11 protein-coding genes and 1 pseudogene are annotated in these 15408 nt (G+C 67.0%); all 12 read left to right on the forward strand.

Annotated features, from left to right (window positions below; genetic code table 11):
• Positions 1-159: 159 nt before the first annotated feature.
• The 12 genes and pseudogenes from deoC to lpdA all read left to right on the forward strand — a co-directional run bounded on the left by deoC (position 160) and on the right by lpdA (position 15317).
• Positions 160-1128, forward strand: coding sequence for a deoxyribose-phosphate aldolase (gene deoC / locus ABNX41_RS07100; protein ID WP_438669079.1), 969 nt, complete (start codon positions 160-162; stop codon positions 1126-1128).
• 49 nt (positions 1129-1177) lie between these two features.
• Positions 1178-3532 (forward strand): aldehyde dehydrogenase family protein, encoded by a 2355-nt coding sequence (locus ABNX41_RS07105; RefSeq protein ID WP_438669022.1) that lies wholly within the window; start codon positions 1178-1180, stop codon positions 3530-3532.
• Positions 3533-3570: 38 nt separating this feature from the next.
• A complete protein-coding gene (locus tag ABNX41_RS07110) occupies positions 3571-4764 on the forward strand; it encodes a hypothetical protein (RefSeq protein WP_438669023.1) in 1194 nt (397 codons plus the stop codon).
• 240 nt (positions 4765-5004) lie between these two features.
• Complete coding sequence (sucC, locus tag ABNX41_RS07115; protein ID WP_438669024.1) at positions 5005-6198, forward strand: ADP-forming succinate--CoA ligase subunit beta; 1194 nt, start codon at positions 5005-5007, stop codon at positions 6196-6198.
• A gap of 67 nt (positions 6199-6265) precedes the next feature.
• A complete protein-coding gene (locus tag ABNX41_RS07120) occupies positions 6266-6802 on the forward strand; it encodes a hypothetical protein (protein WP_438669025.1) in 537 nt (178 codons plus the stop codon).
• A gap of 69 nt (positions 6803-6871) precedes the next feature.
• A complete protein-coding gene (locus ABNX41_RS07125; protein WP_438669026.1) occupies positions 6872-7054 on the forward strand; it encodes a hypothetical protein in 183 nt (60 codons plus the stop codon).
• 84 nt (positions 7055-7138) lie between these two features.
• Positions 7139-8023, forward strand: coding sequence for a succinate--CoA ligase subunit alpha (sucD, locus tag ABNX41_RS07130; RefSeq protein WP_438669027.1), 885 nt, complete (start codon positions 7139-7141; stop codon positions 8021-8023).
• A 152-nt stretch (positions 8024-8175) separates the two neighbouring features.
• Positions 8176-8778, forward strand: a complete 603-nt coding sequence (locus ABNX41_RS07135; RefSeq protein ID WP_438669028.1) for a hypothetical protein — start codon at positions 8176-8178, stop codon at positions 8776-8778.
• A 36-nt stretch (positions 8779-8814) separates the two neighbouring features.
• Positions 8815-11781, forward strand: coding sequence for a 2-oxoglutarate dehydrogenase E1 component (locus tag ABNX41_RS07140; protein ID WP_438669029.1), 2967 nt, complete (start codon positions 8815-8817; stop codon positions 11779-11781).
• An 82-nt stretch (positions 11782-11863) separates the two neighbouring features.
• Positions 11864-13090, forward strand: a pseudogene (gene odhB, locus ABNX41_RS07145) (2-oxoglutarate dehydrogenase complex dihydrolipoyllysine-residue succinyltransferase); the annotation flags it as partial.
• Between the two features lie 16 nt (positions 13091-13106).
• Positions 13107-13652, forward strand: a complete 546-nt coding sequence (locus tag ABNX41_RS07150; RefSeq protein ID WP_438669030.1) for a L,D-transpeptidase family protein — start codon at positions 13107-13109, stop codon at positions 13650-13652.
• A gap of 276 nt (positions 13653-13928) precedes the next feature.
• Entirely contained in the window at positions 13929-15317 is a 1389-nt protein-coding gene (lpdA, locus tag ABNX41_RS07155) for a dihydrolipoyl dehydrogenase (RefSeq protein ID WP_438669031.1), read from the forward strand.
• Positions 15318-15408: the final 91 nt, after the last annotated feature.

Consider the following 15408-nt stretch of genomic DNA (forward strand, 5'->3'; position numbering starts at 1 on the left):
CCCGCGCCCGGCCGTGGCATCTTCGGGCCCGTGGCCGCAGGCGAGAGCGTTCCGGCACGACCTGCAAGGGAGGGCGACATGCATTCAGCCGACGAGGCCCGCCAGGAGGTCCCCCAGCCACCGGGACGGCCCCCCGCCGTCCGGCCCGGATCCGCGCTCTTGCCGCCGCCCGGGCCCGCGCATGGCCATCCGAGGAACCCGGGCATGGCGCTGGATCTCGACTGGGTGGCGGGCGCGGCGGTCAACCGCTCCGCCGTCGAGCGGCGGGTGGAAAGCCTGCCCGGGCGCCGCTCGGTCAAGGGAGCGCATCAGGCGGCCTGGCTGCTGAAGGCGGTCAGCCTGATCGACCTGACCACGCTTTCGGGCGACGACACGTCCGCGCGGGTGGCCCGGCTTTGCGCCAAGGCGCGCGCTCCGCTGCGGGCGGATCTGCTGGAGGCCGTCGGCATGGCGGGGCTGACCGCCGGCGCGGTCTGCGTCTATCACGACATGATCGAACCCGCCCTGCGCGCGCTGGAAGGCTCGGGCATCCCGGTCGCCGCCGTTTCCACCGGCTTTCCGGCGGGCCTTTCGCCCTGGGCGCTGCGGTTGGCCGAGATCGAGGCCAGCGTGAAGGCCGGGGCGGCCGAGATCGACATCGTGATCTCTCGCCGTCATGTGCTGACGGGCGACTGGCAGGCGCTCTACCAGGAAACGCGCGAGATGCGCGCGGCCTGCGGCGCCGCGCATATGAAGGCGATCCTGGCCACCGGCGAGTTGCAGACCCTGGGCAATATCCGCAAGGCCAGCCTTGTGTGCATGATGGCGGGGGCGGATTTCATCAAGACCTCGACCGGGAAAGAACCGGTGAACGCGACGCTGCCGGTCGGGCTGACCATGGTCCGGGCGATCCGCGACTATGAGGCGCGCACTGGGTTCAAGGTGGGGTTCAAGCCCGCGGGCGGGATCTCGAAGGCCAAGGACGCGCTGGTCTGGCTTTCGCTGATGAAGGACGAGTTGGGCCAGGACTGGCTTCAACCCGACCTTTTCCGCTTCGGCGCCTCCAGCTTGCTGGGCGATATCGAGCGCCAGATCGAGCATTTCGTGACCGGGGCCTATTCGGCGGGCCATCGTCACGCGATGGGGTAGGGGGGCCTTGCGGCCTGGACCCGAAGAATTTTCGCCAAAAGGACAGGGCATGACGGTCAAGGAGATCTTCGAGGCGATGGATTACGGCGCGGCGCCTGAAAGCCCGGTTCCCGCGCTGGACTGGATCGCGGCGCATGGCGGGGTGTTCGGCGCCTTCGTGGACGGCGGGTTCGAGCCGCCGCAGGACCTGTTCGAGACCCGCAACCCCGCAAGCGGCGCGGTGCTGGCGCAGGTCTCGGCAGGCGGTGCCCAGACGGTCGCGCGCGCGGTCGGGGCGGCGCGGCGGGCACAGCGGAAATGGGCCGCGCTGCCGGGCCATCGCCGGGCGCGGGTTCTTTACGCGCTGGCGCGGCTGGTGCAGAAACACGCCCGCCTTTTCGCGGTGCTGGAAAGCCTGGATACCGGCAAGCCGATCCGGGAAAGCCGGGATGTGGATGTCGCGCTGGTGGCGCGGCATTTCTACTATCATGCCGGTCTCGCGCAGCTTCTGGAAAGCGAGCGGCCGGGGCTTGCCGCCCTTGGCGTCTGCGCGGCGGTGATCCCGTGGAACTTCCCGCTTCTGATGCTGGCCTGGAAGGTGGCCCCGGCGCTGGCGGCGGGGAATGCCGTGGTGGTGAAGCCCGCCGAACAGACTCCGCTGACCGCGCTTCTCTTCGCCGAAATCTCGCGTGAGGCCGGTCTGCCGAAGGGGGTCCTGAACGTCGTCACCGGCGACGGCGCGACCGGGGCGGCGCTGGTCGCCCATGCGGGGGTCGCGAAGATCGCGTTCACCGGCTCGACCGAGGTGGGGCGCGAGATCCGGCGCGCCACGGCGGGCAGCGGCAAGGCGCTTTCGCTGGAACTGGGCGGCAAATCGCCCTTCCTCGTCTTCGAGGATGCCGATCTCGATTCCGCGGTCGAGGGCGTGGTCGATGCGATCTGGTTCAACCAGGGCCAGGTCTGCTGCGCCGGTTCGCGGCTTTTGCTGCAAGAGGCGATCGCCGAGGATTTCATCCATCGGCTGAAGCGGCGGATGGCCGGGCTGCGGCTTGGCGATCCGCTGGACAAATGCATCGACATGGGCGCGATCATCGACCGCGATCAGCTTGCGCGGATCGAGACGATGGTGGCGCGCGCCGGGGCCGAGGGGGGCGAGGTCCATCGCGCGCCCGGGGCCCTGCCCGACGGCTGCTTCCATCCGCCGACCCTGATCACCGGGCTTTCGCCCGCTTCCAGCCTGATGCAGGAAGAGATCTTCGGCCCGGTCCTGGTCTCGACCCGTTTCCGCACCCCGGCCGAGGCGGTGGAGTTGGCCAACAACAGTCGTTACGGCCTGGCCGCCTCGATCTGGAGCGAGAGGCTCGCCCTTGCCCTCGACGTGGCGCGCCAGTTGCGGGCGGGTGTGGTCTGGGTCAACGGCACCAACCAGTTCGACGCGGCGGCGGCCTTCGGCGGGGTGCGCGAGAGCGGCTTCGGCCGTGAGGGCGGATGGGAGGGGCTGATGGAATGGCTCGCCCCCGCCCCGCCCGCGAAGGCCCTGCGCCCGCTGTCGCCGGTGGCGGCGCCCGCGCGGATCGAGGTCGCGCCCGACGGGATCGACCGCACCGCCAAGTTGTTCGTCGGCGGCAAGCAGGCGCGGCCCGATGGCGGCGCCTCGCGCGCGGTATGGTCGCCGAAGGGGCGGCTTTTGGGCCATGTCGGCCTGGGCGGGCGCAAGGACATCCGCAACGCGGTCGAGGCCGCCCGCGCGGCCCGGGGCTGGGCCGCGACCACCGCGCATAACCGCGCCCAGGTGATCTATTACATCGCCGAGAACCTTTCTGCCCGGGCGGACGAATTCGCCAGCCGGATCAGGGAAATGACCGGATCGGACGGCACGGCCGAGGTCGAGGCGGCGCTCGCCCGCCTGTTCCTCTACGCCGCCTGGGCCGACAAATACGAAGGCGCGGTGAAGCCGGTGCCGTTCCGGGGCCTGACGCTTGCGCTGAACGAGCCCCTGGGCGTGATCGGGGCGCTTTGCCCGGACGAGGCGCCGCTTCTGGGGCTGGTCTCGGTCCTGGCGCCTGCGATCGCGATGGGGAATGCGGTGGTGCTGGTCCCTTCGGCGGCCTATCCGCTGGTGGCGACCGATTTCTGCCAGGTGCTGGAAACCTCGGACCTGCCCGGGGGCGTCGTCAACCTGGTGACCGGCGCGCCCGGGGATCTGGCGAAGGCGCTGGCGGGGCATATGGATGTGGATGCGGTCTGGTCGTTTTCCTCGGCCCCGGTTTCGGCGCTGATCGAGGCGGAATCGGCGGGCAATCTCAAACGGACCTGGGTCAACCACGGCCGCGCGCGCGACTGGTCGGGCCCGGAGGGCGAGGGGCGGGTGTTCCTTGCGCAATCGGTGGCGGTGAAGACGGTCTGGCTGCCGCAGGGGGCGTGAGGTCCCGGTGGCGTGTTGAAGGGTTGAAGGAGGGCGCGATGCGCAGAATTTTCATGATTGTCCTGGCCGCGCTGATGCCGGTCGGCCTGCTGCGGGCCGAGCCCGCGCCGATCTCGGCCGAGATCGCGGAAAACGGGATCGCGGCGGTCGAGGCGCGGCTTTCCGCGCTGGAAAACCCCGCCGCGCCCGAGCTTTTCGCCCTGGCGGGGCTGCGCTTCCTCTCGGGGGTCGAAAGCGCGCTGCAACTGCGCTGGCAGACCGGGGCGGCGGCGGATTGGTCGGAACTGCCGATCCTGCGCCTGCCGATCCCGGCCAATCCCGCGCCGCGCGCGCTTGAGGGCGCCGATATCGAGCGGCTTCTGTCCGGCCTCGGCGCCGACATGGAGGCGGCGCGGGTGGCGCTGGAGGCATTGGGGGAGCGCGATTTCGCGCTTGAGATCGCGCTGTCAGACCTGTGGTTCGACATCGACATGAACGGCATCCGTGACCCGGGCGAGAGCGTCGGCGAGGTCGCCGGGCTGACGCTGGGCGGCGGGCGTATGGTCGATGTGACCGATCCGGTGATCCGCTTCGATACTGCCGATGCGGCCTGGCTTCTGGCCTATACCCACTTCCTGTCGGGCTTTTCCGAACTGGCCCTGGCCTATGATCCTGCGCCCGCAGTGGATCTTGTCCTGGATTCCAGCCGCGAGATCTATGCGCTTTGGGGCGACACCCCGCCCGCGAATGCCTGGGACTTCATGTTCGGCAAGCAGGTGGACCGGGTGGCGATGATCCTGAACGCGCTGGCGCAGGAACCCGATGCGGCCCGGACCGCCAGGGCGCATGGCCATCTGCTGTCGATGATCGCCGAAAACCGCCGCTTCTGGACGCTGGTCGAGGCCGAGACCGACAACGACCGCGAATGGGTGCCGAACGAGCGCCAGGTCTCGGGCCTCGGCATCGTGATGCCGCCGGGGACCGGCGCGCGCTGGCTGGACGTTCTGGCCGAGGGCGAAAGCGTGCTGACCGGCGCCGCGCTGATGCCGCATTGGCGCTATGGCGCCGAGGCCGGGATCAATCTGGCGCGGATGTTCGAGGACCCGCCCCGCGTCGATCTGGTGGGGATGATCCAGGGCGCGTCGCTGCTGCCCTATGCCGAAAAGGGCGCGCTGGCCGATGGCGCGGCATGGGCGGAATTCGAGCGGCTGGTGCGCGGCGACGCGCTGCTGTTCGCGGTTTTCCTGAACTGATCCGGGGGCCTTCGGGGGTGGTTTCTGCAAGGCGGCGAATCAGTCGGAAATCGCTGCAACGCAGCGGTTTGCGCAACCGGCGAAGGCTTTGAATCAAAACTGTGATCACACTTTTTCCAAGTGTGATCACAAAGTGCGGAAATCCGCGCGGAATGCCGCCGGGCCTGCGATTGCATTTGCCCGCGCGGGCCAATCCATGCCAGAAACCGGCAAATTCATCACCGAAGACGGGACGCACCCATGAATATCCATGAATATCAGGCCAAGGCTCTGCTCCGCTCCTACGGCATTCCGGTCTCGGACGGCCGGATCGTGCTGAAGGCGGACGAGGCGAAGACGGCGGCGGGTGAGATGGACGGGCCGCTCTGGGTGGTGAAGTCGCAGATCCATGCCGGCGGCCGCGGCAAGGGCAAGTTCGTCGAGCCCGAGGCGGGCGAGAAGGGCGGCGTGCGCCTGGCCCGCTCGGTCGAGGAGGCCGCCGAATATGCCCAGCAGATGCTGGGCCGCACGCTGGTCACCATCCAGACCGGCCCGGCCGGGAAGCAGGTCAACCGCATCTATATCGAGGACGGCACCGATATCGACCGCGAGCTTTACCTGGCGCTGCTGATCGACCGGAAGACCTCGCGCATCTCGATCGTGGCCTCGACCGAGGGCGGGATGGATATCGAAGAGGTCGCCCATTCGACCCCGGAAAAGATCCTGACCATCACCATCGACCCCGCCACCGGGCTCCAGGACTTCCACGGCCGCCGCGTCGCCTTCGCGCTTGGCCTGAAGGGCGCGCAGATCAAGCAATGCGTCTCGATCGTCAAGGGGCTCTACAAGCTGTTCACCGACAAGGACATGGACATGCTTGAGATCAACCCGCTCTGCGTCACCACCGAAGGCAACCTGAAGCTTCTGGATGCCAAGATGGGCTTTGACGGCAATGCGCTTTACCGCCATCCCGACATCGCCAACCTGCGCGACGAGACCGAGGAAGATCCCAAGGAGCTTGCCGCCTCGAAGTTCGACCTGAACTACATCGCGCTGGATGGCGAGATCGGCTGCATGGTCAATGGTGCGGGCCTCGCGATGGCCACCATGGACATCATCAAGCTTTACGGCGCGGAACCGGCGAACTTCCTCGACGTCGGCGGCGGCGCCACCAAGGAAAAGGTGACCGAGGCCTTCAAGATCATCACCTCGGATCCGAACGTCAAAGGCATCCTGGTGAACATCTTCGGCGGCATCATGCGCTGCGACATCATCGCCGAGGGGGTGCTCGCGGCGGTGAAAGAGGTCGGTCTGGCGGTTCCGCTGGTCGTCCGTCTTGAGGGCACCAATGTCGAACTGGGCAAGAAGATCATCAACGAAAGCGGTCTGAACGTGATCGCCGCCGACGACCTGTCGGATGCGGCGCAGAAGATCGTGAAGGCCGTCAAGGGCTGACCCGGGGGCCGGGCACAAGGCCCGGCCTGCCATCCCCGCCCGAACCCGCAACCGCAACGGACCCCTCATGTCGCCGCGCCTTCTTCCAGCCCTCGGCCTTGCCGCCCTGACCTTCGCGTCGGGGCTGCCTGCGTGGGCGGGTGCGCTGGAAGATCTGGCGGCGGACCTCGGCGCGGCTTCGGGCGAGGCGCGGCTGCGCGCGGCCTATGCCACCTGCCTTTTGCACGGCGGCGGTGCGCAGGGGGCGACCCCGGCCTTTGCCGCCGCGGGCTGGCAGGTCTGGGAGGACGCCGACGGCGGTTTTGCCGAATTCGGCGTTGAGGGCGAGGATCACTACGGCATGGCCTGGCTCGACGGCGGCTTCTGCATGGTCGCGACCGGCGAGAACGGCACCGGCAGCGCCCGCGCCGAGGAATTGCTGCGCGAGGTTCTGGCCCGGACCGGCGCGCCGTTCGAACTCCGCAAGACCGCGGAGCAGTGCCGGACGCTTGTGATCGGCGAGATCGAGGCCGAGATCACTGGTGACGGCAACGACCCGGCCTGCCAGGCCGACGACAGCAGCGCGATCCGTTTCTACTGGCCCGCCCGGGCCGGGGGCGAGTGACGGCGGGGCCTGCGATGGATTATGTGGATTACCCAGTTCTATGTCTCCGAAGGGAAGGAAATTAACCTGATGCGCATGACACTCGCCGCTTCGGCCCTTGTTCTGGTCACGGCTCTGGCCGGTTGCACCGCGGGGCTTATCCCCGCGCAATCGGGCAATGTTCCGCTGATCCCCGCCGTCTGTGCCGAACAGGCCGCGCTGGCGACCCAGGGCCGCACCGACGGGCGCGACATCACCATCACCTGCCCGTAAGGGCGGATGGGCCGGTTCTGAACACGACGGCGCCCCGATCCCTCGGACGCCGGACAACGAAGCTGTATCTGCAAGGAGGCCCGCATGGCCGTTCTCGTCAACAAGAATACCAAGGTCATCTGCCAGGGCATCACCGGCAGCCAGGGCACCTTCCACACCGAACAGGCCATCGCCTATGGCACGCAGATGGTCGGCGGCGTGACGCCGGGCAAGGGCGGCACCAGCCACCTTGGCCTGCCGGTGTTCGATTCCGTCCATGACGCGGTGGAAAAGACCGGGGCGGATGCCTCGGTGATCTATGTGCCGCCGCCCTTCGCCGCCGATTCCATCCTGGAGGCGATCGACGCCGAGATCCCGCTGATCGTTGCTATCACCGAAGGCATCCCGGTCCTGGACATGATGCGCGTCAAGCGCGCGCTGGCCAATTCCCGGTCGCGCCTGATCGGGCCGAACTGCCCCGGCGTGATGACGCCCGACCAGTGCAAGATCGGCATCATGCCGGGCTCGATCTTCTCGCCCGGCTCGGTCGGCGTGGTGTCGCGTTCGGGCACGCTGACCTATGAGGCGGTGAAGCAGACCACGGATGTCGGCCTGGGCCAATCCTCGGCCGTGGGCATCGGCGGCGACCCGATCAAGGGGACCGAGCATATCGACGTGCTGGAGATGTTCCTGGCCGACCCGGAAACCACCTCGATCATCATGATCGGCGAGATCGGCGGCTCGGCCGAGGAAGAGGCGGCGGAATTCCTTGCCTCGGAAAAGAAGAAGGGCCGCTGGAAGCCGACCGCGGGCTTCATCGCCGGGCGCACCGCCCCTCCGGGCCGCCGTATGGGCCATGCCGGCGCCATCGTGGCGGGCGGCAAGGGCGATGCGGGCTCGAAGATCGAGGCGATGAAATCGGCCGGGATCGTCGTGGCCGACAGCCCGGCGGGCCTGGGCGAGGCCGTTCTGAAAGCGATCAAGGGCTGATCATGCGAGTGGCGCAAGCCATAGGGGCCGGGTTGCACCGCCCCTCGCGATCCGCGCCCGCCCCCGTCCGGGGCGGGTGGCGGTCGTTTCTCGCGGGGGGCACGTCGCTCGCGGCCTTTGGCTTTGCGTTCTCTGCGACTGCGGAGGTTTCCTTGACGGCGATTCCCGAAGATGTGCTGAACGCGACCATCGAAATCTGCACCGACGATCCCCTGTTGGTCAGCGCCGCAGCGACCGCGCCCTCGGATCGACTGACTGCGCTTGGCTGGCGCCCCATGGCGGAAACCGATAGGGCGCTGTTCGTCGATTTTGTTTCCTTGACCGAAGCCGCGATCGGGCTTCATGGCGAGGGCACGACGGAAGTCGGCGATGAGGCGATCGCGTTCTTCGAGGATACCAGCAGCTTCGCCGAGAACACCTTCCAGAGCGAATTCCGCAACGGGCGCGTCTACTTTCACGGCACCGACAGCATGCTGAAAATCGTCGCTTCTGACCGCGAATGCCAGATCGTGACCGGGCCCGGACCGGCGGCTGAGCGGCTGTTCACCTCCATCCCGCAGGGGAGTTGGAAAACCGCCAGCTTTCCCATCCTGGAATACCGTATGAAGCCGGAGGCCCGCCAGACTGGCGGCATTCATGAGGCGGCTTACATCTATGGTGACAATGCCGCGCAAATCCTCGAACGAGAAGTTCCGCCTGCCTTTCGCTTTCTGGTCGCCGCGCGCGCCCCGAATAGCACGCCGCGCGCTATCTGAACCCAAACACCGTCCGCACCCCGAGAGGTGATCCGAATGACCGACCAAACCCCCAATGCGCAGTTCCAGGCCTCGTCCTTCATGGACGGGGCGAATGCCGATTACATCGATCAGCTTCAGGCGCGCTATGCCTCGGATCCCAACAGCGTCGATGCGCAATGGGCCGAGTTCTTCCGCGCGCTTGGCGAAAGCGAGGCCGATGCCAGGAAGGCGGCCTCGGGCCCGTCCTGGGCGCGGGCCGACTGGCCGCCGCAGCCGGTGGACGACCTGACCGGCGCGCTGACCGGGGAATGGCCGGTCGCCCTGCCCGCCAAGGAAGCCAAGGCGGCCGGGCAGAAGATCGCCGCCAAGGCCTCGGAACAGGCGGTGAACCTGACCGATGCGCAGCTTCAGCGCGCCGTCCTTGATTCGATCCGCGCGCTGATGGTGATCCGCGCCTATCGGATCCGGGGCCATCTGGCGGCCGATCTGGACCCGCTGGGGATGCAGGAAAAGACCGAACACCCCGAACTGGACCCGGCCTCCTACGGCTTCACCGAGGCCGACCTGGACCGGCCGATCTTCATCGACAACGTGCTGGGGCTGACCCATGCCTCGATGCGCCAGATCATCGACATCCTCAAGCGCACCTATTGCGGCACCTTCGCGCTGCAATACATGCATATCTCGAACCCCGAGGAGGCCGCCTGGCTGAAGGAGCGGATCGAGGGCTACGGCAAGGAGATCGCCTTCACCCGCGAGGGGCGCAAGGCCATCCTCAACAAGCTGGTCGAGGCCGAGGGCTACGAGAAATTCCTCCATGTCAAATACATGGGCACCAAGCGCTTCGGCCTTGACGGCGGCGAGGCGCTGATCCCTGCGATGGAGCAGATCATCAAGCGCGGCGGCGCGCTTGGCGTGAAGGAGATCGTGATCGGCATGCCCCACCGCGGGCGGCTGAACATCCTCGCCAATGTGATGGCGAAACCCTACAAGGCGATCTTCAACGAATTCCAGGGCGGCAGCTACAAACCCGACGAGGTCGAGGGGTCGGGCGATGTGAAATATCACCTGGGCGCGTCCTCGGACCGCACCTTCGACGGCAATACCATCCACCTGTCGCTGACCGCCAACCCCTCGCACCTCGAGGCGGTGAACCCGGTGGTTCTGGGCAAGGTGCGCGCCAAGCAGGACCAGCTCAACGACACCAACGACCGGATCGCGGTGCTGCCGATCCTGTTGCATGGCGATGCGGCCTTCGCGGGCCAGGGCGTGGTCGCCGAATGCCTTCAGCTTTCGGGGATCAAGGGCCATCGCACCGGCGGCTGCATTCATATCATCGTGAACAACCAGATCGGCTTCACCACGGCGCCGCATTTCTCGCGCACCTCGCCCTATCCGACCGACATCGCCCTGATGGTCGAGGCGCCGATCTTCCACGTCAACGGCGACGATCCCGAGGCCGTGGTCCATGCCGCGCGCGTCGCGACCGAGTTCCGCCAGAAGTTCCACAAGGATGTGGTGATCGACATCTTCTGCTACCGCCGCTTCGGTCACAACGAAGGCGACGAGCCGATGTTCACCAATCCGGTGATGTATGCCCATATCCGCAAGCAGAAGACCACGCTGCAGCTTTATACCGAGCGGCTGGTCAAGGACGGCCTGATCCCCGAGGGCGAGATCGAGGATATGAAGGCCGCCTTCCAGGCCAAGCTGAACGAGGAATTCGAGGCCGGGAAGGAATACCGCCCCAACAAGGCCGACTGGCTGGACGGGCGGTGGAAGACGCTGCAGCCGCAGGATACCGCGAATTACCAGCGTGGCGAGACCTGGATCAAGCCCGAGACCCTGGCCGAGATCGGCGCCGCGCTGACCCGCGCGCCCGATGGCTTCAACCTGCACAAGACCGTCGCCCGCCAGTTGGAGGGCAAGCGCAAGATGTTCGAAAGCGGCAAGGGCTTCGACTGGGCCACGGCCGAGGCGCTCGCCTTCGGCTCGTTGCAGGTCGAGGGCTTCCCGGTGCGGCTTTCGGGCCAGGACTGCACCCGCGGCACCTTCAGCCAGCGCCATTCCGCCTTCGTCGACCAGCAGACCGAGGAACGCTACTACCCGCTGAACCATATCCGCGCCGGTCAGGCGCGGTATGAGGTCATCGATTCGATGCTGTCGGAATATGCGGTCCTGGGCTTCGAATACGGCTATTCGCTGTCCGAGCCGAATGCGCTGACGCTGTGGGAAGGCCAGTTCGGCGATTTCGCCAATGGCGCGCAGATCATGTTCGACCAGTTCGTCAACTCGGCCGAATCGAAATGGCTGCGGATGTCGGGCCTCGTGGTGCTGCTGCCGCATGGTTTCGAGGGCCAGGGACCCGAGCACAGCTCGGCCCGGCTGGAGCGGTTCCTGCAACTCTCGGCCGAGGAGAACTGGACGGTGGCGAATTGCTCGACCCCGGCCAACTATTTCCACATCCTGCGCCGCCAGCTCCACCGCGATTTCCGAAAGCCGCTGATCCTGATGACGCCGAAGTCGCTGCTGCGCCATCCGATGTGCGTGTCCGAGGCCGGGGACTTCTGCACCGGATCGACCTTCCATCGCGTGCTGTGGGACGATGCGCAAAAAGGCAATTCCGAGCTGAAGCTGAAATCCGACGACCAGATCCGCCGCGTCGTCATGTGCTCGGGCAAGGTCTATTACGACCTTCTGGCCGAGCGCGATGCGCGCGGGCTGGACGATGTCTATCTCTTGCGCGTCGAACAGCTTTATCCGGTGCCGACCGTCTCGCTTTCGGTCGAACTCGCGCGCTTCCCGGGCGCCGATTTCGTCTGGTGCCAGGAAGAGCCGAAGAACCAGGGCGCCTGGTCCTTCATCGAGCCCGAGCTTGAGGCGCTCTTGACCAAGACGCGCGGCACCACCATCCGCGCGCGCTATGCGGGCCGCGTGGCTTCGGCCTCGCCCGCGACGGGCCTGGCCTCGCGCCACAAGGCCGAACAGACCGCACTGGTCAATGACGCGCTGACGATCTGAACCGAATCCGGCCCGCCTGTCCCTTGGGGCGGGCGGGGAAATCTGCGAATTCCGACTGATGCCCTTGGGGCTTAGGAGTAAGAAAATGACTGACGTGATGGTCCCCGCCCTTGGCGAATCCGTGTCCGAGGCCACCGTCTCCACCTGGTTCAAGAAGGTGGGTGACGCCGTGGCGCAGGATGAGATGCTGTGCGAGCTGGAGACCGACAAGGTCTCGGTCGAGGTGCCCTCGCCGGTGGCGGGCGTGCTGGCCGAGATCCTCGTGCCCGAGGGCGAGACGGTTTCCGCCAATGCCCGCCTCGCCATCGTGACCGAGGGCGCCACGGCGGGCGCCGCGCCTGCCGCCGCCGCGCCCAAGGCCGAAGCCGCGCCTGCCCCCGCCGCCGCGCCCGCAGGCAAGGATGTCGAGGACGCGCCCTCGGCCAAGAAGGCCATGGCCGAGGCGGGCCTGTCGCGCGATCAGGTCCAGGGCACCGGCAAGGATGGCCGGGTGATGAAGGAAGACGTGGCACGCGCCGTTTCGGGGGCCGCCGGCGCGGTCGCCGCCGCCGTCGTCGCCGCGCCCGCCCCGGCCGCGATCCCGCGCGCGCCGGTTCCGGCCGATGACGCCGCCCGCGAAGAGCGGGTCAAGATGACCCGCCTGCGCCAGACCATCGCGCGCCGCCTGAAGGATGCGCAGAACACCGCCGCCATGCTGACCACCTACAACGAGGTGGACATGTCCGGCATCATGGAATTGCGCAATGCCTACAAGGACCAGTTCGAGAAGAAGCACGGCGTCAAGCTGGGTTTCATGTCCTTCTTCGTGAAGGCTTGCGTCCATGCGCTGAAGGAAGTGCCCGAAGTCAATGCCGAGATCGACGGCACCGACGTCGTCTACAAGAACTACGTCCATATGGGCGTGGCGGTCGGCACGCCGAACGGCCTTGTGGTGCCGGTGGTGCGCGATGCCGATCAGCTCGGCTTTGCCGCGATCGAGAAGAAGATCGGCGAATACGGCCTGCGCGCCCGCGACGGCAAGCTGACCATGCAAGAGATGCAGGGCGGCTCCTTCACCATCTCGAACGGCGGCGTCTATGGTTCGCTGATGTCGTCCCCGATCCTGAACCCGCCGCAATCCGGGATCCTCGGCATGCACAAGATCCAGGAGCGTCCGGTGGTGGTGAAGGGCCAGATCGTCATCCGTCCGATGATGTATCTGGCGCTGTCCTACGATCACCGCATCGTCGACGGCAAGGGGGCGGTGACCTTCCTCGTCCGCGTCAAGGAGGCGCTGGAAGATCCCCGTCGCCTGCTGATGGACCTGTGATCCCGCGCCGCCCGTGATGTGGAAGCCGCTCCGCCTGATCCTGATCGTTCTGGCCATCCCGCTTGCCGGGGTGGCTTACGGCCAGGTGATGAAGCGGATCGGCTCGGGCGTGCCGCCCGCCATGGCGACCGAGGCGCTGCGCGCCGATGCGGTGCGGGTGTTCAAATCCGAACGCCGGATGGAACTCTTGCGCGATGATGAGGTGATCCGCAGCTACCGGATCGCGCTCGGCCGCGCGCCCAAGGGCCATAAAAGCTTCGAAGGCGACCAGCGCACCCCCGAGGGCCATTACCTGATCGACTGGCGCAATCCGCAGTCCGTCGCGCATCTGAGCCTGCATATCTCATATCCGAACGCCGAGGACCGCGCCCGCGCCGAGGCCGAGGGCCGCAGCCCCGGCGGCTTCATCATGATCCACGGCCTGCCGAACGGCTGGGGTTTCCTGGGCCCGCTCCATCATCTGGTGGACTGGACCGACGGCTGCATCGCCGTCACCAATGCCGAGATGCGCGAGATCTGGTCGCTGGCGCCCGACGGCACACCGATCGAGATAAGGGCCTGAGATGGGCGCCGAACCATATCCGTCGACCGGCCCGGCCCGGGTCGATCCCGTCCCTGGAATGCGTTTGCCTGCCGCCTCGACCTGCCCGCTCGCGACCCAGGAGAGGACCGGAACCCTTGCCCCGGCCTTTGCCCCTCGTGTCCCGGCCCAGGCGGTCGCTTTCGCAGCACAGCTTCTTCGGGGCGCGACACCGCCCCGCCCCTTCTTCTTTGCAAAAATATCCCGGGGGTCCGGGGGCAGCGCCCCCGGCTCCCAGTCACCACAAGGAGACCACCCATGGCTGATTTCGACGTGATCGTGATTGGCGGCGGCCCCGGCGGCTATGTGGCCGCGATCCATGCCGCCCAACTCGGCCTGAAAACCGCCTGCGTCGAAGGGCGCGAGACCCTCGGCGGCACTTGCCTCAACATCGGCTGCATCCCCTCGAAGGCGCTCTTGAACGCCACTCATCACCTCCATGAGGTGCACGAGAATTTCGAGAAGATGGGCCTGATGGGCGCCAGCCCCAAGGTCGATTGGGAGCGGATGCTGCGCTACAAGGACGATGTCGTCTCCGGTAATACCAAGGGCATTGAATTCCTGTTCAAGAAGAACAAGGTGACCTGGCTGAAGGGCTGGGGCTCGATCCCGGCGGTCGGCCAGGTGAAGGTCGGGGACGAGGTCCATGGCGCGAAGAACATCATCATCGCCACCGGCTCCACCGCGTCGGTCCTGCCCGGGATCACCGTGGATGAAGAAGTGATCATCACCTCGACCGGCGCACTCTCGCTGGGCAAGATCCCGAAATCGCTGGTGGTGATCGGCGCGGGCGTGATCGGACTTGAGATGGGATCGGTCTATGCCCGCCTCGGCGCCGAGGTGACCGTGGTCGAATATCTCGACGCGATCACCCCCGGCATGGATGGCGAGGTCGCCAAGAGCTTCCAGAAGATCCTGACGAAACAGGGTTTCAAGTTCGTCCTGGGCGCGGCGGTGCAGACCATCGAGCGCAAGGGCAAGGGCGCCAGGGTCACCTGGAAGCTGAGGAAGGACGACAGCGCGGGCGAGATCGAGGCGGATGCAGTTCTGGTCGCCACCGGCCGCAAGCCCTTCACCGAGGGGCTGGGGCTAGAGGCGCTTGGCGTCGAACTGCTGCCGCGTGGCCAGATCAAGGTCGACGACCACTGGCGGACCAATGTGCCTGGCATCCATGCCATCGGCGATGCGGTGCCCGGCCCGATGCTGGCGCATAAGGCCGAGGACGAGGGCATGGCCGTGGCCGAGGTGATCGCCGGAAAGCACGGCCATGTGAATTACGGCGTGATCCCCGGGGTGGTCTATACCACGCCCGAGGTGGCCTCGGTCGGCAAGACCGAGGAGCAGCTCAAGGAAGAGGGCAGGGCCTACAAGGTCGGGAAATTTCCCTTCATGGGCAATGCCCGGGCCAAGGCCGTCTTCCAGGCCGATGGTTTCGTGAAACTGCTGGCCGACAAGGAAACCGACCGGATCCTTGGCGCCCATATCATCGGGCCCGGCGCGGGTGATCTGATCCATGAGGTTTGCGTCGCGATGGAGTTCGGCGCCTCGGCCCAGGATCTGGCGCTGACCTGCCATGCGCATCCGACCTATTCGGAAGCGGTGCGCGAGGCCGCGCTGGCCTGTGGCCTGGGCGCGATCCACGCCTGAGCCCGCGCGGGGGCGCCATGGTCGCGCCGGTGCGGCTGCGGGAGCCTCCGGCGGGGATATTTTTGCCAAGATGAAGGGGCTGGGGCGTTTC

The organism is Pseudogemmobacter sonorensis, assembly GCF_042762395.1.
Taxonomy (GTDB): Bacteria; Pseudomonadota; Alphaproteobacteria; order Rhodobacterales; family Rhodobacteraceae; genus Pseudogemmobacter; species Pseudogemmobacter sonorensis.